Origin of the sequence: Leisingera daeponensis (assembly GCF_019801465.1) — a bacterium.
In the GTDB taxonomy this organism is placed as follows: domain Bacteria; phylum Pseudomonadota; class Alphaproteobacteria; order Rhodobacterales; family Rhodobacteraceae; genus Leisingera; species Leisingera daeponensis_A.
This window is the reverse complement of the sequence record NZ_JAHVJA010000001.1, coordinates 754,684-773,770: the sequence shown is the minus strand read 5'-3', so window position 1 is coordinate 773,770 and position 19,087 is coordinate 754,684. Positions and strand designations below refer to the sequence as shown.

Genomic DNA, 19,087 nt, shown 5'->3' with positions numbered 1-19,087 from the left:
TGAAATTGCCCTACAGGACAGAACAGTAAAAAACAGAAGAATACAAAACACCTTACAGGGACCAAACGCAGGCCGGAGAGCCGTTGGAAACGTGGGATTGCTGAGAATGAGGGATTGCGGAAATGAATGAGAAAGAGCAGGCCGCAGGCGAAAAGCGGGTCAAGGAATTACTGATTGAGCCGCTGGAGGCGCTGGGGCTGACCAAGCCCGGCACCATGCGCAAAGAGCAGTTCGAAACCATGAAGAAAGAGCTGCGCCAGATGCTGGCCTATATGCAGCCCAAGAGCCTGGAAGAACTGCGGGAGTGGTGCGCCGCGCATCCGGGCGGAAAAGAGCGGGACCGCTTCCCCATTGCCCTGCACATTCTGAACCAGGCGCGCCGGATCGAGCCACCGGAAACCGGGCCGTCGCCGCTCATGCTCAAGGTGTTCGGCCACCCCTTGGGGCGGGAGGCGATTGCCAAGGGCTGGTCGCCTGAGCTGCTGACCTGGCTGAAGGGCAACCGGGAATGGCCGGGCAATTTCACACTGAGCCAGATCAAGGCTGCCGCGGATGATCCTGTGCGGCGTCTGGAGGATATCGAGGCCCGGCTGGCGCGCGGTGGCGCTGTCAGTGCGGAGGAAGCGGTATTCCGTGACCGCCGCCGGGCGGCGCTGCAGAAGTGTCAGGACATTGCCGATGAAGCGCGGTCGCAGCGGCCGGAGGTGCAGGCATGAACGTGGCGGCATCGCAAAGCCGGTTCGTCATGGCGCCGCGCCAGCAGGGAAAGCGAGCTGCGGTGCAGGCTTTGCGCACTGGCAAGATGGACGTTAGCGCGCTGCAGCTGATCGAATGGGCCTTTCAGCGGGAAAAGGTCGGATTGGACTTTGACGAAATCGAGAAGGAAACCGGCGCCCGGCCGGGTATCGGGATGGAATACATCATGGTTGAGCGGGCCAAGCTGGGCTGCAGGGTGCAGGGCGGCGGCAGCTCGCCCCGCCACCACGATGCCGATATGGTTGCTGCCTCTCTTGCCAGCCTTCCGGAAGTCTATGGCGGGCGGCGGATGGCGGTTCAGATAGCTGAGCTGGCGCGGGCTGGTGAGGTGCCTGATTGGATGGGCGGTGCCGTGCCCGCCTGCGAGCCTGTTGCCTGGCGCCGCTGCAAGCATGGTTCCTTTGCTGCGACTGAGGTGTGCAGGGTGCCCGGCCAGCGTTGGCCGGCCGATCAGCTGGGAAAGAAGGCGGATGGCTCCTGGTGCCGGGTGTCCTACAGCAACACGGCACGGGACATGGCGGCCGCGCGGCGCCGTTATCTGGACTGGTACAGGGCTATTCACCATTTGCGCTTCATCTTCCAAAAGGCGTGCCACCTCACCTCCTTCACTGTTATAGACGCTCTGCCGCCTTGTGCTCCGTGGAAAGGGGCTTGACGCAAATCTCAATCTGTTGACATAGTGCAAGCGACCGAATTGCGCCCGGAGCGGAGACCCCGCCTCGGGCGCTTTGCGTTTGGAGGGTGCGCGATGGGCAAGCTGAAGGGCAGGGCGGTTAAGCCCCGGTTGCAGCCTGCCCGGTCCCGGCTGGCTGGTGCGCCTGTCGGCGAACGGCAGCGTTCGCAACAGCGGGACGCCGTGCATTCCTGGCGCGCATGGTACAAGACGGCGCGCTGGCAGAAGCTGCGGCTGCAAGTCCTGAAGCGTGATGGCTGGACGTGCCAGCAAACCGGGGAGCTGCTGGTGGGCAAGTATCCGGCGCTGAACAGCCCGGTTGTTGACCATCTCAAGCCGCACCGCGGTGATCCAGATCTGTTCTGGGATCCGGACAACCTGCAGACCGTGTCGAAGCGCTATCACGATGGCGAAAAGCAAAGCATGGAAAAGCGCGGCCTGGTCTGAGGTCTGCGCAAGGGAGGGGGTGGCGCAAAAGTCCCGAAGGGCCGCCGCGCCCAGACCCGTCCCCCCCTCATTCGGAGATTTTTTTCTTGGCAGAGCAAGAATTTGACCTGTTTGGCGACCCGGTGCGGCTGGCCAATGGCAGGCGTGGTCGGCCTGCTCATGTGGCCACCCAAGAAAATCGTAATAAAGTCATAATGTTACTGGCTTTCGGATGGGGTAATGAACGCATTGCCGCGGCGCTTCGCATCACACAGCCGACGCTGAGGAAGTATTATTTTTCAGAACTCAAGGCTCGGGATATCCAGCGGGACCGCTTGGACCTGAAGCGTTACATGCAGGTGTTCGAGGCTGCAGAGCAAGGGAACGTTGGTGCGATGCGCTTGCTTGAACAGCTGATTGCCAAGAGCGATTTGGCGCTGACCACAGGCCGGATCAATGAGGCGCAGCGTAAGTCTTCGGCCAAGCCGGAAACGCCGGGCAAGAAAGCCCAGGAAAGGCTGGACGCTCATAACGTTGTCGGCGGAGACGCGGATAGCGGCTGGGGTGATGACATCAAGCCAGGAAGTGGAATGCACTAGTGCTTGATTTTTCAGGTGATGAAGATTTCGGCCTGGATCCTGACTGGGATACGTCGGTTCCGGACTGGGAGCACCGGATTCTCAATGGGCTGTCGCTGATTCCGGACCTTCCGCTGTTTGATGCACCAGCGGAAAAGGCACTGCGGATCTTCAGGCGGCTGAAAGTCCCGGATCTGCCCGGCACGCCAACCTTCGGCGAGGTCTGCGACGATTGGGTTCTGGATTTCGTCCGCGTCATATTTGGCAGCTACAACCCTGAAACCAAGCGCCGGATGCTGCGGGAATTCTTCCTGCTGGTGCCCAAGAAGAACGGGAAGTCAGCGATTTCCGCGGGCATCATTGTCACCGCGGCGATCATGAATGAGCGCCCCCAGGCTGAGCTGTATCTGATTGCGCCAACACAGAAGATTGCCAATATCGCTTTCAAGACAGCGAAGGGGATTATCCAGCTGGATGAAACCCTGTCCAAAATCTTCAAGATCCAGACGCATCAGAAAACCATCACCCATCTGACCACGGAAGCGGTGATCATGATCCTGTCCGCGGATGGGGACGTGGTTACCGGATCCAAGGGGTGTTATATCCTGGTGGATGAAACCCACGTCCTGGGCAGCAAGCACAAGGCGCCGGAGGTCTTCATCGAGCTGCGCGGCGGGCTGAAATCCCGGCCTGAAGGGTTCTTCCTGCAAATCACCACCCAGTCAAAGGACCGCCCGAAAGGGCAGTTTGAAAAAGAGCTGGCGACGGCCCGGGCTGTTCGGGATGGCGAAATCCGTCTGCCCATGCTGTCGGTGATGTATGAGCTGCCCCAGGACATGCTGGAGAGCAAAGCCTGGAGAGATCCCAAGACCTGGGGGCTGGTCAATCCGAACATGGGCCGGTCGGTCCACATGGAAGATCTGGTAAACGACATGCGCAAGGCGGAGCGGGAAGGCCCGGAAGCCGTCGCACTGTTCATCTCACAGCACCTGAATGTCGAGCCGTCTATCGGTCTTGGCACCGGCAAATGGGTTGGCGCCTTGTTCTGGGAGCAAGCCGCACGGGACATAACGCTGGAGGATATCCTGGCCACTTCGGATGTGTGCGTGGCTGGGGTGGACGGTGGCGGCCTGGATGACCTTCTGGGCTTCGGCATCATGGGCCGTCACCGCGAAACCAAGCGCTGGCAGTTTTGGGCAAAAGCCTGGGCGGATGAGATGGTCCTGGAGCTGCGCAAGGAAATCAAGCCGGAGCTGGAGGCGCTGCGGGATGCCAAGGAGTTGTCGTTGGTGGGCAACCTGGAGGAGGAGGCGTTCCCGGAAATTGTGGATTTATGCGTGCAGCTTCGGGATCTCGGCCTTCTGCCGGAAGAAAACGGCATCGGCATGGACCCGGAAGGGGTAGCCAAAATCGTTGATGCGCTGATCGACGCCGGGTTTGTGATCGAGGACATGACGCCGATTTCCCAAGGCTACAAGCTGAATGCGGCGATCAAGGCGGCGCCAGTCAAATTGAAGAATGGCACCCTTGTCCATTGCGGCCAGCGGATCATGACTTTTTCGGTGGAGAACGCAAAAACGGAAGCGCGCGGGAATGCCGTGATTGTCACCAAGGCGCAATCGGGCACCGCAAAGATCGATCCGCTTATGGCCATGTTCAACACGGTCCAGATGATGAGCTGGAACCCGCAGCCGCGGGGCGGCAACAACCTTGATGATTTCCTTAACAACCCGGTGATGGCGCTATGATCTCACGACTTGTCAAAGCCGCGGTGCGCGGCGTGCGGAATGAGCTGGCGGCGGGCCAATCCGGCTGGACCGATGCGGCTTCGGCCGGGAGCGTGGTTTCTGTCTCGGGTGCTGTCGTCAGTCACTCCACCGCCATGACAATTTCCGCGGCGTTTGACTGTGTGCGGAAGCACGCGCAGGCCGTGGCTAGTCTGCCGCTGGCGGTTTATGAGCGCCAGTCTGACGGGTCCAAGAAGCGGATCGAGCCTGATCTGGCGGAAATCCTGACAATGACGCCCAACCAGAACCAGACCAGTCTGGACTATTGGGAGGGCATGGCGGCGCAAACCATCCTGGGCGGCAACGGCTATTCGGAAAAGCTGGAGCTTCCCGGCGGCCGCCTGGTTGGGTTGCGCCCGTTGCACGGAGTTGTCCCGCAGCGGCTGCCTGGTGGGGGATTCCGGTATTCCTTCATTGACCGCGGTAAGCGGGAGTATCTGCCTGCATCCAAGGTCTTCCATGTGCGCGGTTTTGGCGCCGGTGACGGCCTGGGGCTGTCAGCCATCAAGTATGGCGCAAACGCCTTTGGCGCGGCGCTGTCCGCCGATGAGAGCGCGGGCAAGGTCTTCAAGTCCGGCCTGATGGCCAGCGGGGTTGTTTCATCTGAACAGACCTTAACCGCTGAGCAGAGGGCCGCTTTGCAGAAAATGCTGGAGGAATACCGGGGGTCCACCAATTCCGGCAAGCTGATGACACTGGAGGCCGGTCTGAAATTCCAGCGGCTGCAAATGAACCCTGAGGACGTGCAGCTTCTGGAAACCCGCCGGTTCAATGTCGAGGACGTTTGCCGCTGGTTCGGGGTGCCGCCGGTGGTGATTGGTCACGCGGCCCAGGGGCAGACCATGTGGGGCAGCGGTGTGGAGGCGATCATGCTTTCCTGGATGACACTGGGGATCAATCCGGCGTTGCGGAAGATCGAGGCCCAGGCCCGAAAGGATCTGGTCCCACCGGAGCGCCGCCGCCGGTGGTTCGTCGAGTTCAACCGCGAAGCGCTGCTGCAAATGGACAGCAAGTCGAAAGCTGAGTTCCTCAGCAAAATGGCAAGTTCCGCAACCATGACCGCCAATGAGCGGCGCGCGAAACTCAACTTGCCGCCGCATCCTGATCCATCAGCTGAACAGCTGCTGGCCCAGGGCGCAATGTTGCCAATCCAGGACTTGGGAAAGGAATAGGGCCAATGAGCAAAAGCAATCTGCCCAAGGCGGCCGTGCCTGGCCGCCCTGGCGTCAAAAGCGACGTGACCGCCACCGCGGCGCAGCGCTGGAACCCGGACATTCGCGCGGCGGCCGATGATGAGGGCGCCACCTCCATTTCAGTGCTGGATCCCATTGGCGCCGACTTCTGGGGGGATGGTGTGACCGCCAAGCGTATCGCGGCTGTGCTGCGCAGCGTCGGCAGCGGTGATGTGGTGGTGAATATCAACAGCCCGGGGGGCGACTATTTCGAGGGTCTGGCGATTTACAACCTGCTGCGCGAGCACAAGGGCAGGGTGACTGTGCGGATCCTTGGCATTGCCGCCTCGGCCGCTTCCATCATCGCAATGGCCGGTGATGAGGTTCAGATCGGCCGGGCCGCCTTCCTGATGATCCATAACACTTGGGTGGTGGCTGCTGGCGACCGGCACGCTTTCCGCGATGTCGCCGATTGGCTGGAGCCCTTTGATCAGGCTGCGGCCTCCATCTACGCCGCACGCACCGGTATGGCAGAGGCTGAAATTGCCGCCATGCTGGACCGTGAAACCTGGATCGGCGGTGAGGCCGCAGTTTCCCAGGGGTTTGCGGACAGTCTGCTTGACAGCGATGCTGTGGAGACTGCGCAGAATGCTGCGGAATTCACGCCCATGGCGGCAGCCAAAAAGCTTGATCTGTTTCTGGCCAGCGGGGCCAGGGCATCGAAATCCGAGCGCCGCCAGCTGGTGGCCGCGCTCAAAGGCGGGGGCAAGTCTGGCGCTGCCCCTGACAGCGGCAAGTCTGGCGCTGCCGTGACCCAGCTGGCGCAGGATGCGCTGGCGAAACTCAATTCCATCTAACCGGAGATTTCCGAAATGAAGAAACTACATATGCCCGCCATTTCCGTGGCGGCACTGGCTGCGGCTGCGCCGCAAAACGTGGTTCTGTTTGGCGGTGTTCGGGCTGACGCTTCGGCCGATCCCGAGAAGCTGCTGGCTGAGGTCAGCCAGAAGCTCGGCCAGCTGAACGGCGAGGTGAAGCAGACCGCTGAAAATGCGCTGGCAGAAGCCAAGAAGGCGGGCGAGGTCTCCCAGGAGACCAAAAACCTGGCGGACAAGCTTCTGACCGCCCAGAACACCCTGAAGCAGACCGCCGACAAGATCACCGAGCAGCTGGAGGGGCAGGACGCAAAGATCCTGGAGGTGTCCCAGGTGCTGGCTTCCGGAGGTGTAGGCGGTGGCGCTGAGGCGCGCATGACCATGGGTCAGGCCGCACTGGCCGAGGGCGGAGAGCAAATCAAGGCATTCCTGGAGAGTGGCGCCCGCGGCAATCTGCGCATCCCGGTTTCCAATGCGATCACCACGGCAGACGGGTCCGGCGGCGGCCTGATCTATCACGAGGAGGAGCGTGCTCCGGTCAGCATGGCCCGCCGCCGCCTGCGGATCGTCAGCCTGCTGAGCCGTGGCCGTACCGGATCGGACTTGGTGAAGTACCGCAAGCAGACCCTGCGCACGGATGCCACTGCGGCCATTGCTGAAGGCGGCACCTATCCGGCGTCGGCGTTCGGCTGGACCAAGGCGCAGGCCCAGGTCAAAAAAATCGGTGCTGTGACCAACATCACCGAGGAAACCATGGCGGACGCGGATCTTCTGCAGAGCGAAATTGACGTGGATCTGCGTTATGGTCTGGATCTGGAGGAGGAAAAGCAGATCCTGGCCGGTGATGGTGTCGGGGAAAATCTGCATGGCCTGATCCCGAATGCAACCGCCTTTGCTGCGGCCGCCGGCCTTCCGAACCAGACCCGGATCGACCGTCTGCGCCTGGCGGTTCTTCAGGTTGTGCTGGCGGATTACATTCCCACGGCCTTTGTGCTGAACCCGCTCGACTGGGCGGCCATCGACCTGTTGAAAGACAGCGCAGGCCGGTTCGTTTTTGGCAATCCTGGCGCGCAGTCCACACCGGTTTTGTGGGGTAAGGATGTTGTGGAAAGCAACACCATGAGCGCCAATGAATGGCTGGCTGGCGATCTGGAAATGGCAGCAACCTACTATGACCGCAGCGATGCGGAGGTAATCATTTCCTCGGAGCATGATCAGAACTTTGTCGAAGACATGCTGACCATGAAGGCCCGCAAGCGCGCCGCCCTGGCGATCAAGCGCGCTGCAGCCATGGTCACCGGGGATTTCACCTTCGCCTAATTGGCGGGTGATCCTGCAGCTGGCCCGCCCGGTTTGATCCGGGCGGGCTATCCCTTCAATGATGATGGAAAGGCAAGCGCATGTTTGTGAAGGTAAAGCAGACCCGGCACACCAAAATCGGAACCCTGCGACCGGGTGTCCTGGACGTGTCGCCTCTGGGGGAAAGGGGCCGCGAGGTGGTCGAGGCGCTGATGGAAGGTGAAAACCCGCCGGTGGTGAAGTTGACCAAAAAGCAGGCTGAGACCGAATTGGCCAAGGTCAAATCTCTGGTTCCTGAAGGTTCCACCGATGAGGGTGCGGACGGTGATGAGGGAAGCGGCTCCGAATGACCCAGATCAGCGCCGCAGATATGAAGCTGCATTTGTCCATTCCGGCCGCTGACAGCGGCAATGATGGGCTGATTGAAGGCTACATAGGGGCCGCCGAAAGTTTCGTGGCGCGCCATCTGCGGCGCGACATGGAGGTCGATTTTCCCGGTGGCTGGCCGCCGGACGCACTGCAGGCTGTGCGCCTGCTGGTGGCGGATTGGTATGAAAACCGCGAGCCGGTCACCTCCGGGGGGCAAGTGGAGTTGCCAATGGGGGTTCGAATGCTTTTGGCCCCGCTTCGCGATCTTGGGGCGTAGCCATGGCTGCAGGAAAATACCGCGATCTGGTGGAATTCCAGCGCAAGGGCGGCGACGGAGGCCGGGATCAATACGGTAATCTTTCGGGCGATTGGGAAGATCTGTTCGAGGCCCGTGGGTGGCTGCGGCAGACGCCGGGCAAGGAACAGGTTGCCGCGGGCCGCCTGGAAGCGACCGCAACTGCAACCCTGCGGGTGCGGTCCAGCCTTTCCGGCCCTGCCTGGGGTGTCAAAGGCGGGGATCGGGTGCGTGTGCGGGGGTGGCCCTGGGACATCAAGGCTGCGCCGATTGATCCCGATGGGCGGGGGGAAACTGTTGAGTTTCTGCTGGAGCGCGGGGAGGCGGCCGAGTGAAGGTTGAAAGCACAAGGCTGATCAGGCAACTGGAGAAGCTGCCTGATGCCCAGCGAAAGCACGTTACGGGCGCCATCCAGAAATCCACTGAGGAAGGCGCCCGGGTTGCGAGGGTTCTGGCGCCCGACGTGACTGGCGAAACCCGGGAGCAGATCACAACGCAATATCATGATGGCGGCATGGTCGGGGAGGTGGTGGTTATCGCCTCGGACGCGCCCCGGGCTGAAAAAGACCGGGCCTATTCGATTGAGCACGGCCGCAAGCGAGGCGACCGCGGCACCACCGAAGGTTCGCACCATGTGCATCGCACCCGTCAGTATCTCGGCAAAAAGCACCGGAACCGGATCAAGCGCGCAGTGAAGAAGGCGGCGAAAGAGGTGGCTGGCAATGGCTGATGGATACCTGACCGCAGCCCAGGTGGGGTTGCGCGCGGCACTGGTGGCGGATCCCGGGGTGGCCACCCTGGTCGGGGATCGTGTAGTGGATGAACCCGGGGAGGGGATCCACCTGCCTTACGTCCGCTTTGGCCGCAGCGAGGTTTCAGAAGATGATGCCGGCGCCACCCGCGGCGCCATTGTGCAGTTCGGCCTGGAGGTCCATTCGCGGGCCGGTTCTGCGGGAAAGGTGGAGGCTTCCCACATCTGCGAGGCGGTTTCCTCTGCCCTGCATAAGCGGCCGGAGGTGGTGGCCGCCGAGGGCTTCACAGTCACTGAGGTTGAAATCCAGACCTGGTACGTGGAGCGCGCCAGGAACGGAAAGGACCATCTGGGCCGCCTGGCCCTGCAGGTTCATCTGGACGCCTGAGGCGCGGGGATAGGCGCCGCTTTTGAGCGTGCCCGTTTGGGCGCGCTTTTTTTGTGCAATCCGACAACTTGGAAGGAACGGCTATGGCTAAAATTCTGGGCCGGGCAATTCTGCTGCTGGTCAAAATCGACGCGGCGTTTGTGCCCTTTGCATCGCTGACAGGCAAAAGCCTGTCCATCAACAATGAGCAGATCGACGCCACGGCGCCGGATCCCGCCACGCCCGAGGGTGCGCAGTGGCGTGAATCGCTTGCGGGCACCAAATCAGTTGATGCCAGTGGTGATTACGCTCTGATCACCGGCGATGCCGCGCAGGCAAAGGCCATTGAAATCGCCATGGCAGACAATCCTTCGGCGGAATTTCAGATGTTCTTCCCGGGCCTCGGCACTTTCGAAAGCACGTTCTTTGTCAACCTCCAGCTGGGGGAGGACGGAAAGGGCACTGGGTCCATTTCGCTGGCCAGCTCCGGCGCTGTGACCTTCACTGCGGCGTAACTCATGGCGATTGCGAAGGTAGGGGAGCGGGACGGCGGCGCTGCCGTCGCCGCACCACGGGGCGGCCTGGCGGAAAAGCTGGGCCAAACCCGCCATGCGCTGTTGCTGGGCAATGGCGAAATCGAGCGTTTCGAGGATCTGCACCGCGGGATCTTTGATTTGCATGACGGTTTTTTCGGCCGGGCGCAAAAGCCAACAGCCCGCGAGGTGCGCGACCTGGTGGCCCTGGGCCTAGTGGGCAACGGGATGGAGGCCGAAAAGGCCGATGCGCTGGTGTCCGCTCTAGGCCCGGAGCACAACCCGCATCTCTATCAGGTCGCGCAGGGCTTGGTCGGTATTGCCTTTTATCCGGACATGGCAGGACCGGGCGGCGGCGAGGATCCGGGCGGGGATGACGCAGGGACTTCCGAAAAAAAGACGAGACCCGCGCCTGGGGCGTGAGGCGGATTATCCGCAGCGCTGCGCCGCTGGGGATCCTGCCTGACCAGGTGCGGGCGATGATCCCGCGGGATTGGATACTGATTGCCCGCGGCTACGCGGATCAGGCCAAGGCGGGCAAGCCGGGCGCGGATGCGCCGAGCCGGGCGGAAACAGATGAACTTGTGAGGCTGTACTATGAGCGGCACGGATCTGGAGCGGCTTAACATCATCCTGGCGGCCCGCGACCGCGAGTTTGCCAAGGCGATGGACCGCAATATCCGGCGGGTGGAGCGCTTTTCCAAGCAGTCGCAGCGCAACCTGTCGCGCACGTCTAAATCCTTTGACGCTTTGGGATTTGCGGCCAAGCGGCTGGCGCCAGTGATGGCAGCCCTGGGTGCTGGGGCGGTGTTGGCCAAAGTGCAGCGCACTGTGTCTACCCTGGACGACATTGGAAAGACTGCTGATAAGATCGGGCTTTCCACTGATGCGCTGCAAGAGTTGCGCACGGTGGCAGAAAGCGCTGGCGTATCGCAGGGGGCGCTGGACAGCAGCCTGGAGCGCTTCAATAAGCGCTTGGGGGAGGCCCAGCTGGGCGGCGGCGCGGCTGCCAAGATGCTGAAAAGTATGGGGCTGGAAGCGGACAAGCTGGCGGCTGCGGGACTGGATGATGCCCTGGCTCAGGTCGCGGATAGAATCGCCGGGATTGCCAGCCCGACCGAGCGCGCCGCGGCAGCCGCTGCCCTGTTCGGCCGTGAAGGTGTGGCCATGGTCAACCTGCTGCGCGAAGGCAGCGGCGGCATGGCAAAGATGCGCCAGGAGGCCCGGGATCTGGGTATCATCATTGATGAAAGCCTGATCCGCGGCGCCGAAGATGCCCAGACCAAGCTGGACCTGATGGGCCGGGTGATTTCCGCGCAGCTGAATTCTGCGCTGATTGAGCTTGCGCCGCTTTTGGTGGCCGGGGCCACGGCGTTGGCGGATATCGCTCGCGGTTTCAATGCGGGTATTGATGCAATCCAGAGCTTTCTAACCCCGCAGACCCAATTGCAGTTGGCCACTGACAATGTTGTGGCAGCCATGGGTGATGAAATCCGCCAAAGCCAGTTGCTGGACCAGGCCTTGGGGCGGGGGATCACCTTTAGCCAAGCCACGGCGCGGGCCAAGCTGGAGGAGGCCCGTACCCGGCATGAAAACGCCAAGGCTGCTCTGGCTGAGCATAAGGCTATGGTTCTCAACAGCGAGGAATGGGCCGGTCTGACCTCACAGATTGCCGACACCCAAAGCCTTCTGAATGCCACGGGGTTTCACGGTGATAAGTCCAGCGCAATCAACGCGGCTGCCTATGAGGAAGAACAGCAGCGCTTGGCGTCCCTGATCATCACCCGCCAGGACTTGCTCAAAACCGGCCAGGAACTGGAGGCCCAGCTGGCCCGAACCGGCAGCAATGTCTCCATCCTGGAGGGGGCCATCGGGCAATCCGGCGGAGGTCTGGTGTCGGTGGAGGGTGCAGCGGTTAACCCGATTGAAACCGGACTGCGCACCGAGATTGGCGGCACCGGCAAAGCGGCCAAGGCATCAGTGCCGGACCTGTCCGATTACGCCGAGGTCTTGGAGCGCATAAAGGCTTCCTTCGGGGAGGCGGGCGCAGCTGGGGGCAGCTATGCGGAGACGCTGTCCAAGCTGGAGGCAATGAAGCGCCAGGGCATCCTGTCGGAGGAAGAATATGCCGATGCGCTGGACGCTGTGGAACAGAAGTTCGGGGATGCTAAATCCGCGGCTGACAGTCTGAAATCCTCTGCGGCCTCCACCTTTGCCAGCATTGTTACAGGGGCGCAAAGCGCCCAGGATGCGCTGTCCAGCCTGCTGTCCAGCTGGGCGCAGATGTTTGCCAATGCCGCCTTTATGGGGGTGATGAAGGACAGTGGCATTTTTGACGGTGTGGGTGATCTGCTGAGTTTTGACGGCGGCGGCTACACCGGCAGCGGCCCTCGGTCCGGCGGATTGGACGGCAAGGGCGGTTATCTGGCCATGGTCCACCCGAATGAAAGCGTGATTGACCACAGCAAGGGCCAGCGGATGCCTGCCAGCAGCAACGGCGGCCGGGTGGAAATCAACGTGAATGTGTCCGGGGCCCGCGGCAATGCCGAGATTGAAAGCATGGTGGAAAGCGGAGTGCGGCAGGGCTTGCAGCAGTATGACCGCCACCAGCTGCCGCGCTCTGTAGCGCAAATCAACAAAGACCCGCGGAGGATAAGCTGATGGCTTTGGTGTACCCCTTGGCGCTATCCGGTTTCATGGACCTCTTGCGAGTGCAAGAGGTGCGATTGGATCTGGATCGCCCGTTGCAGATGAACAGTCTGCACGGTGGTGAGTTGCTGACAGCTGAGGTGGCTCCACCTTACTGGCGCGGCTCAATCGCACTGGCACCGATGGCGTCACGGGCTGCGGATGAGGTTTTGACGCTACTGGCAGCGCTGTCCGTTCCGGGGCGCGCATTTGAGGTTTGCCACCCGCACCGGATCGGCCCGGCCGGGGATCCGCTGGGCGCGGCGCTGTCAGGGTTTGCGCCGGTGATTGAGGCAGTGCCCTCCAACGCATTCAGTCTGCGCCTTGGCGGTTTGCCACAGGGATATGCGCTGTCTCCTGGTGACATGATTTCTTTCGACTATGACCCTGGAACCGGAACTCGGCGCGCTCTTCACCGCGTTGTCGAGGACCGGGCGGCAACCACTCTATCAGCCTTCAGTGGCTATCGGACCGGAGAGTTCGAAGTGGTGCCATATGTACGGCCAGGTGCCGCTGCTGGAGCAGCTGTGAGGCTGGTCCGGCCTGCTTGCCTCGGTGTTCTGGTGCCGGGGTCGGTTAGCAGCGGCAGCACCCGGGGCAGTGTCACCTCCGGGGTGGCGTTTTCCTGGCGGCAGAAACTGAGGGCCTGACATGCGGGTATTTGACAGCGGTACAAGCGCGGCCTTTGCGGCCCGTGACGGGCTGGCGGCGCACCGGCTGGTCTGGATCACCGCCCGCAACCGCTCCAGCGGCCTGCTGGAAACCCTCGGCCTGTGGAGCGGCGAGGATGATCTGGCGGTGACCATCGGCGGCCAGGCCCGGACCTATACCGGCGCCGGGGCGCTGCTGGAGGCGGAGCCGGTCACCGCGGGGGCGGGGCTGGAGGTGCGGACCTATCGGCTGCGGCTGGCGGCGGTGGCGCCCGAGGTGGAGGATCTGGCAAAGGGTTATGAAACCCGCTTTGCCCCGGTGGAAATCCACCGGGCGCTGTTCGATCCGGCCAGCCGGGCGCTGCTGGCCGAGCCGCACCGGGTGTTTTCCGGCTTTATCAACGGTCTGGACTTCGGCACCGCGGAGCCGGGCGGCCTGGGCACCTGCACCCTGGAATTGGTCAGCGAGACGCGCGTTCTGACGCGCCGCCTGGCCAGCAAGAAATCTGATGAAAGCCAGCAGCGCCGCAGCGGCGACCGCTTCCGGCGTTACGGCAATATTTCCGGCGTGGTGCCGGTCTACTGGGGCGAATTGCGGGTGGAGGCGCCCGCGGATCCGGCGCCGGGGGGCAGCTCTGTGCCGGACAGGAGGGAGCCGACCAAATGACAGCCATTCCCGAAATCGCGCCGCGGCTGCCGGACTGGCGGGTGCGGCTGGGGGCATATCTTGCCCGCGTGGCGCATCTGCCGTACCGGCCCGGCCAGCATGATTGCGCGCTGTTCGCCGCGGGAGCGGTGCAGGCCATGACCGGCACCGACCTGGCGGCGGCCTGGCGCGGCCGCTACCGGCGCCTGGAGGATGGCCAGGCCGCGCTCCAGGCGGCGGGCTTTGCCAGCCATGTGGATCTTGCGGCCAGCCTGTTTCCCGAGGTGGTGCCCAGTTTTGCCCAGGCCGGGGATGTGGCGGTGTTTGAAGCGGACGGCGCCGGGCAGGCGCTAGGGATTGTTCAGGGCGGCGCGGCCTATGTGCTGCGGCCCGAGGGGCTGGCGCTGGTCAGCCGCCTGCATATGCAAAGGGCGTTCCGGGTATGAAAGACAAGCGGACATTCTGGGCCGTGCTGATGGTGGCGCTGCTGGCGCCCGCAGCAGCTGCGGCGGATCCGATCACTGCCTGGGTGGCCACCACCCTGGCGGTCAGCACGGCCACGGCGGCCTTTATCGTGCGGATCGGTATTTCCCTGGTGCTGTCGTCTCTGTCGTCAGCGTTGCGGAAGAAGCCGGGCCAGCCGCGGCAGCCGGGAATCAAGACCGAAAGCACCACCTCCGGCGGCAGCAATCCGCAGTCTTTCATCCTCGGCACCTATGCCTCCGCGGGCAATATGGCGGCACCGCCCTATTCGCATCCGAACAGCGGCGATCTGCCCAACAAATGGCTGACCTATGTGGTGGATGTGTCCGACGTGCCTGGCGTGCAGCTGTCGCGGGTGATGGTGGGCGGGGAATATGTCACCGACCTGGACTTGCGCGAAAACGTGACCGGCGCCCAGGCGCTGGCGCATGACATGGCGGGCATGGTGCATGACGGTCACCCCTATTTGTACCTGACCTGGCACGACGGCACCCAGACCGCGGCGGATGCCTTCATGCTGGAGGAATATGCCGATCACCCGGACCGGCCCTGGAGCGCGGACATGACCGGCACCGGCGTGGCCTATGCGGTGCTGACCTTCCATTACAGCCGCAAGCTGTTCAATCAGCTGCCCGGCGTGCGGTTTGAGGTGAAGGGCATTCCGCTGTATGACCCGCGCAAGGACAGCACCGCGGGCGGCTCCGGCGCCCACCGCTGGGCGGATCCCGCAACCTGGGAATTCACCGAAAACCCCATTGTGATGGTTTACAATATCCTGCGCGGCATCGCCCTGCCGGACGGCCAGCGCTGGGGTGGCCAGGCGTCCGCTGCGGCGCTGCCGCTGGACAACTGGTTTGCCGGGATGAATGAATGCGATGTGTCCGTTTCCCTGGCCGCGGGCGGCAGCGAGGCGCAGTATCGCGCCGGGCTGGAGGTGCTGGTGGATGATGAGCCTGCGGAGGTGATCCAGCAGCTGCTGAAAGCCTGTTCCGCGGAAATCAGCGAACTGGGCGGCACCTACAAGGTGCGGGTGGGGCCGCCCGCGCTGCCGGTCTATTTCTTCACCGATGAGGACGTGATTGCCGACCGGCCGCAAAGCCTGGTGCCCTATCCGGGGCTGGACGGGGTTCATAACGCCATCCACGCCAGCCACCCGGACCCGGAAAGCCTCTGGGAAAGCCGAGATGCGCCGCCGCGCTATAACGCCGGATGGGAAGCCGAGGATGGCGGCCGTCAGCTGGTGGCGGAGGTGGATTTGCCCGCGGTGGCCTCGGTCACCCAAGTTCAGCGTTTGATGAAAGCCTGGATCGAGGATGAGCGCCGGTTCCGCCGCCACAGCTTGACCCTGCCGCCGGATGCGGCGCTGCTGGAGCCACTGGACACTGTGGCCTGGACCAGTGCGCGCGAAGGGTACACTTCCAAGCTGTTTGAGGTGGGCGAACTGACCGACGATCTGGCCGCCTGCCTGCAAACCCTAGCGCTGCGGGAGCGGGATGCGGGGGATTTCACCTGGGTGCCCGGCAGCGATGAGGTGTCGGTGGACCACCCCAGCACTGCGGTTACCGTGCTGGGGCCGAGGACGCTGCCCGGCTTTAATCTGCTGCCGCACAGCCTGCCGGACGGCACCGGAACCGCGCGGCGCCCGGCCTTGCGGCTGGTCTGGTCCGCCCAGGATCTGCTGGCGGATGATGTAGTGGAATGGGAAATCCAGCTGGCGGATGGCACCTTGGTGGCCGCTGGCCGCGCGCCCGGCCCGCTGAGCGGCGAGGTTGTGTTTGCCTCGGGCATCCTGTCGCAAACCGCCTACCGGGCAAAGGGCCGGATACGCGGGCGCAATGACGGGATCTGGACCGGCTGGGCCAGCGCCACAACCGCGGATCTGCGGCTGGGGTATCTGGATTTGCAGGAGCAGATCCAGCTGGAGGTGGACGCGGCCCAGGCGGCGGCGGATAATGCGGCGGCGGATGCCACCCAGGCGCTGACTGATGCGGCGGCGGCCCAGGCGGAGATTGCCGCGGTGCGGTCCCGGATCATCCATTCTGACTTTGCCGCAGATGGGGCGCATTGGACCAGTACCGAGAGCGGCGCGCCCGGAGTAAACCCGTTGGATGCCCGCTGGACATTCGCCGACGATCCGGCCGAGGGCCGGATTGCCCGGATCGCCGACATGCAGGCCGCAGTAGAGGATCGGCTGTTCACCCGCGGCGTGTTTGTGCCGAAAGTTGGGCGCACCTACCGGGTCACAACACGGGTGCGGCTGACCGGCACGATTAGCGGCGCGGGCAGCAATTTCAACATCACCCGCCGCGGCCTTGATGCGTCCTATGCCTGGGTAAGCAACGACGGCACAGGTTTTGAGGCGACCGGCACTTGGCAGGATTTTGTAAAGGACTTTGTCTGCACCGCGGGCAATGTCTCTGCCTTCTGGCGTCTGGGCGTCTTCCGGCATTCCGCGGATACCGGCGACGGGGCGTTTGAAGTCGCCTATGTTCAGGTTGAAGACCTGACGGTTGCTGATCAGTTGGAAGCGGAAATCGAAACGATCCGCGAACTGGACGCAAGCGGTATGACCGGCAGCGCGTTGGCGACCCTGATCACTCAGCTGCAAGTCGACGCGGGCGGTACGTCTGCCACTATCACCGATCACGCAAGCGCTGTGGCCGACATGGACGGCTTTGCGGCGGCGCACGCCGGTCTGACCGTTACCACCAGCAGCGGCAAGATCGCGGGCCTGAAGGCCACAAGCTGGATTGATCCTGATGGCGAGGGGGGCGCGCTGCTGGAATTGCTTGGCGACGTGATCGCCGAAGGCAGTCTTGCGACGAACCGTTTGCTGGTCGGAATCGGGAAGAACCTGCTCGAAAACCCGGATTTCACCCAGGGTCAGGTCGGGTTTGAATTCGACACGAACAACGAAGTCGGCAGCGGCGCGAATATTGCCATTCGAACCGACGACAGCAGCTATTCCAAGCCGTTCCACCCGTCAGTGCGCCTGCAGACGTTCGCGGAGAACTCAGGGAACGGCTGGATCGGCTGTTCTTTCAAGCCGGTGCGGGATAATGGCAGTCTGGGCGTCGGCTATTCCGTCGACCCGAACAAGTTTTACGAATTCAGCGCGAAACTGAACGTGCGCCGCGCGCAGGTTTCGGTTCGCATCTACTGGTATCAGGACGATGGTAGCCCGTCGGCCGTCACCCCCTATTCGCAAGTGGCGCCGGATCACAATCAGACAGGTGCGGATGCGCTGGGTCCACTTGTCAGCTGGACTGCACGCGGTGGGGTGGCTCAACCGCCCAGTGATGCCGCCTACGCTGTCCCGACAGTTCGCCTTGTCGCAAGCCGCGGCGTGAACGGGGAAATCCGGGACGTTCACATCTTCCACCCGATGTTCGCCGAGACGTCAGAGGGCGCGGCGTTGTCGCCTTACTCCCCGGGCGGCAGCACCTACATCGACGGCGGCCGCTTGGTGGCAGACAGTGTGACAACGGAAGCCCTGAAGGCGGGATCGGTCACTGCGGCAAAGGCCAATTTCGCAGACCTTGCATCGCTGAACATCACGGTGAAGAACCTGGACGTCGAAGACCTCACCCTGAGCGGCGAGAAAATGCAGGCTAACGCCGTGACCAAGTCCCGTATTTCCACCGGCAGTTCCCCGTCAATCACATGGACCCCTACAATTAAAGGCGAAGCCACGTTCATTTTGGACGTTGAGAGCAGCATCGGCGCCTGGCCTGCAGCCCGGAGTGTGGACATCTGGCTCCGCGTCAACGGGACGAACCGGCGGCGGGTTGTTCTCTACCATGCGTTAGACGGCAGCACTGCGGAAGCCAAAAGCACGGCGGTTTGGAAAATGAACACCACCGGCGGTGCGCAAGTGACGGCTGAAATATGGGTGAACCATAACGGCGGCGGTGGTGCGCCGACCCAGTCAGCCAGCCTGATTGCATTGGAGACGAAACGATGAGCGCAACGGCCACCTTCTACCTGAAGACTACCGGGGAAATCCTGCGGGCGAACGACCTGCAGGACGTGATCGAAATCCTCGAATGCCTGCGCGACGGTGAAGACTGGGTGACCGGGGCTTATTCTCCGCAGACCCATTATGTTGTCGGCGGGGCGGCTGCTGAGCGACCAGCCGTGCCTGTGCCAGCAGGGTCCGTTTACGACCTTTCCCAGCTGCCTGTCGGGGCAAAGCTGACAGTGACCGACGAAGAGGGGTATTCGACAGTCCTGTCGGCGCAGCAAGACATACTGGAGCTGGTGGACGCTGGTAGCTACCGGCTTCGGTCGGTCAGCCCATTTCCGTATCTGGATTTTGACGTGGAGGTGACGGTCTGATGCCCATCCAAATCGGGATCAATCAGGAGCACCGCAACGCCCGCTTGCAGGTTTTGCTGACTGATGAGCTGGAGCGGCGCTTGGCCGTCGGCTTCGACTATGATTTTGGCGACAGTCGCGGCACGCACCGGATTGGTACAACGCCCGCCGACATGAAGCGCTGGGTTGATGAGGTCTCACCGGCCGCACAGGCGCTGATCAATGTCGGGCAGCCTGACGCTACCATAGATCTCAAGACAGAAGTGGGTCCTGTGTCTGTCACGGCAGCGGAGTGGCAGCAGGTTCTGGTTGCCGCAATGCTGTTCCGTCAGCCGATCTTCCAAGCCTATTTCACACTGAAGGCGGAAAGTTCACTGCCTTCGGATTTCACCGATGACAAATACTGGCCCTAAACCGAACAG

At 62.7% G+C, this 19,087-nt stretch carries 23 protein-coding genes; all 23 read left to right on the top strand.

The window, feature by feature from the left end; all coding sequences use genetic code 11:
- Window positions 1-122 precede the first annotated feature (122 nt).
- Window positions 123-716, top strand: a complete 594-nt coding sequence (locus KUV26_RS03750; protein ID WP_222507352.1) for a hypothetical protein — start codon at window positions 123-125, stop codon at window positions 714-716.
- Window positions 713-1,411: a hypothetical protein gene (locus KUV26_RS03745; protein WP_261399716.1), complete on the top strand. Its 699-nt coding sequence runs from the start codon at window positions 713-715 to the stop codon at window positions 1,409-1,411. The genes KUV26_RS03750 and KUV26_RS03745 overlap by 4 nt, the downstream gene beginning before the upstream one ends.
- Before the next feature lie 93 nt (window positions 1,412-1,504).
- Window positions 1,505-1,876 (top strand): HNH endonuclease, encoded by a 372-nt coding sequence (locus KUV26_RS03740; RefSeq protein ID WP_222507351.1) that lies wholly within the window; start codon window positions 1,505-1,507, stop codon window positions 1,874-1,876.
- A gap of 86 nt (window positions 1,877-1,962) precedes the next feature.
- Window positions 1,963-2,454 carry a hypothetical protein gene (locus KUV26_RS03735; protein WP_222507350.1) on the top strand — a complete coding sequence of 164 codons (492 nt, stop codon included), beginning with the start codon at window positions 1,963-1,965 and terminating at the stop codon, window positions 2,452-2,454.
- On the top strand, window positions 2,454-4,181 hold the full coding sequence (locus KUV26_RS03730; RefSeq protein WP_222507349.1) for a terminase large subunit: 1,728 nt from the start codon (window positions 2,454-2,456) through the stop codon (window positions 4,179-4,181). Before KUV26_RS03735 ends, KUV26_RS03730 begins: the two co-directional genes overlap by 1 nt.
- Complete coding sequence (locus KUV26_RS03725) at window positions 4,178-5,392, top strand: phage portal protein (RefSeq protein WP_222507348.1); 1,215 nt, start codon at window positions 4,178-4,180, stop codon at window positions 5,390-5,392. The genes KUV26_RS03730 and KUV26_RS03725 overlap by 4 nt, the downstream gene beginning before the upstream one ends.
- 5 nt (window positions 5,393-5,397) lie before the next feature.
- Window positions 5,398-6,249: a head maturation protease, ClpP-related gene (locus KUV26_RS03720; protein WP_222507347.1), complete on the top strand. Its 852-nt coding sequence runs from the start codon at window positions 5,398-5,400 to the stop codon at window positions 6,247-6,249.
- Window positions 6,250-6,264: 15 nt separating this feature from the next.
- Window positions 6,265-7,587, top strand: a complete 1,323-nt coding sequence (locus KUV26_RS03715) for a phage major capsid protein (protein WP_222507346.1) — start codon at window positions 6,265-6,267, stop codon at window positions 7,585-7,587.
- Between the two features lie 80 nt (window positions 7,588-7,667).
- Window positions 7,668-7,916, top strand: a complete 249-nt coding sequence (locus tag KUV26_RS03710) for a hypothetical protein (protein ID WP_222507345.1) — start codon at window positions 7,668-7,670, stop codon at window positions 7,914-7,916.
- Window positions 7,913-8,212, top strand: coding sequence for a head-tail connector protein (locus tag KUV26_RS03705; protein WP_222507344.1), 300 nt, complete (start codon window positions 7,913-7,915; stop codon window positions 8,210-8,212). The genes KUV26_RS03710 and KUV26_RS03705 overlap by 4 nt, the downstream gene beginning before the upstream one ends.
- 2 nt (window positions 8,213-8,214) lie before the next feature.
- The gene (locus KUV26_RS03700; protein WP_222507343.1) at window positions 8,215-8,565 is read left to right on the top strand and encodes a phage head closure protein; all 351 of its coding nucleotides are present in this window, start codon (window positions 8,215-8,217) and stop codon (window positions 8,563-8,565) included.
- A complete protein-coding gene (locus tag KUV26_RS03695; RefSeq protein WP_222507342.1) occupies window positions 8,562-8,960 on the top strand; it encodes a hypothetical protein in 399 nt (132 codons plus the stop codon). Before KUV26_RS03700 ends, KUV26_RS03695 begins: the two co-directional genes overlap by 4 nt.
- Window positions 8,953-9,369, top strand: a complete 417-nt coding sequence (locus KUV26_RS03690; protein ID WP_222507341.1) for a DUF3168 domain-containing protein — start codon at window positions 8,953-8,955, stop codon at window positions 9,367-9,369. Before KUV26_RS03695 ends, KUV26_RS03690 begins: the two co-directional genes overlap by 8 nt.
- An 83-nt stretch (window positions 9,370-9,452) precedes the next feature.
- Window positions 9,453-9,863: a phage tail tube protein gene (locus KUV26_RS03685; protein ID WP_222507340.1), complete on the top strand. Its 411-nt coding sequence runs from the start codon at window positions 9,453-9,455 to the stop codon at window positions 9,861-9,863.
- 3 nt (window positions 9,864-9,866) lie between these two features.
- Window positions 9,867-10,304, top strand: coding sequence for a GTA-gp10 family protein (locus KUV26_RS03680; RefSeq protein WP_222507339.1), 438 nt, complete (start codon window positions 9,867-9,869; stop codon window positions 10,302-10,304).
- Window positions 10,301-10,507, top strand: a complete 207-nt coding sequence (locus tag KUV26_RS03675) for a hypothetical protein (RefSeq protein ID WP_222507338.1) — start codon at window positions 10,301-10,303, stop codon at window positions 10,505-10,507. Before KUV26_RS03680 ends, KUV26_RS03675 begins: the two co-directional genes overlap by 4 nt.
- Window positions 10,479-12,542 carry a hypothetical protein gene (locus KUV26_RS03670; RefSeq protein ID WP_222507337.1) on the top strand — a complete coding sequence of 688 codons (2,064 nt, stop codon included), beginning with the start codon at window positions 10,479-10,481 and terminating at the stop codon, window positions 12,540-12,542. Before KUV26_RS03675 ends, KUV26_RS03670 begins: the two co-directional genes overlap by 29 nt.
- Window positions 12,542-13,219: a hypothetical protein gene (locus tag KUV26_RS03665; RefSeq protein ID WP_222507336.1), complete on the top strand. Its 678-nt coding sequence runs from the start codon at window positions 12,542-12,544 to the stop codon at window positions 13,217-13,219. The genes KUV26_RS03670 and KUV26_RS03665 overlap by 1 nt, the downstream gene beginning before the upstream one ends.
- Window position 13,220: 1 nt before the next feature.
- On the top strand, window positions 13,221-13,886 hold the full coding sequence (locus KUV26_RS03660) for a hypothetical protein (protein ID WP_222507335.1): 666 nt from the start codon (window positions 13,221-13,223) through the stop codon (window positions 13,884-13,886).
- Entirely contained in the window at window positions 13,883-14,311 is a 429-nt protein-coding gene (locus KUV26_RS03655) for a DUF6950 family protein (RefSeq protein ID WP_261399715.1), read from the top strand. Before KUV26_RS03660 ends, KUV26_RS03655 begins: the two co-directional genes overlap by 4 nt.
- Window positions 14,308-18,312 carry a phage tail protein gene (locus KUV26_RS03650; RefSeq protein ID WP_222507334.1) on the top strand — a complete coding sequence of 1,335 codons (4,005 nt, stop codon included), beginning with the start codon at window positions 14,308-14,310 and terminating at the stop codon, window positions 18,310-18,312. The genes KUV26_RS03655 and KUV26_RS03650 overlap by 4 nt, the downstream gene beginning before the upstream one ends.
- Window positions 18,309-18,686 carry a hypothetical protein gene (locus KUV26_RS03645; RefSeq protein WP_222507333.1) on the top strand — a complete coding sequence of 126 codons (378 nt, stop codon included), beginning with the start codon at window positions 18,309-18,311 and terminating at the stop codon, window positions 18,684-18,686. The genes KUV26_RS03650 and KUV26_RS03645 overlap by 4 nt, the downstream gene beginning before the upstream one ends.
- Window positions 18,686-19,078 carry a hypothetical protein gene (locus KUV26_RS03640; RefSeq protein ID WP_222507332.1) on the top strand — a complete coding sequence of 131 codons (393 nt, stop codon included), beginning with the start codon at window positions 18,686-18,688 and terminating at the stop codon, window positions 19,076-19,078. The genes KUV26_RS03645 and KUV26_RS03640 overlap by 1 nt, the downstream gene beginning before the upstream one ends.
- Window positions 19,079-19,087 lie beyond the last annotated feature (9 nt).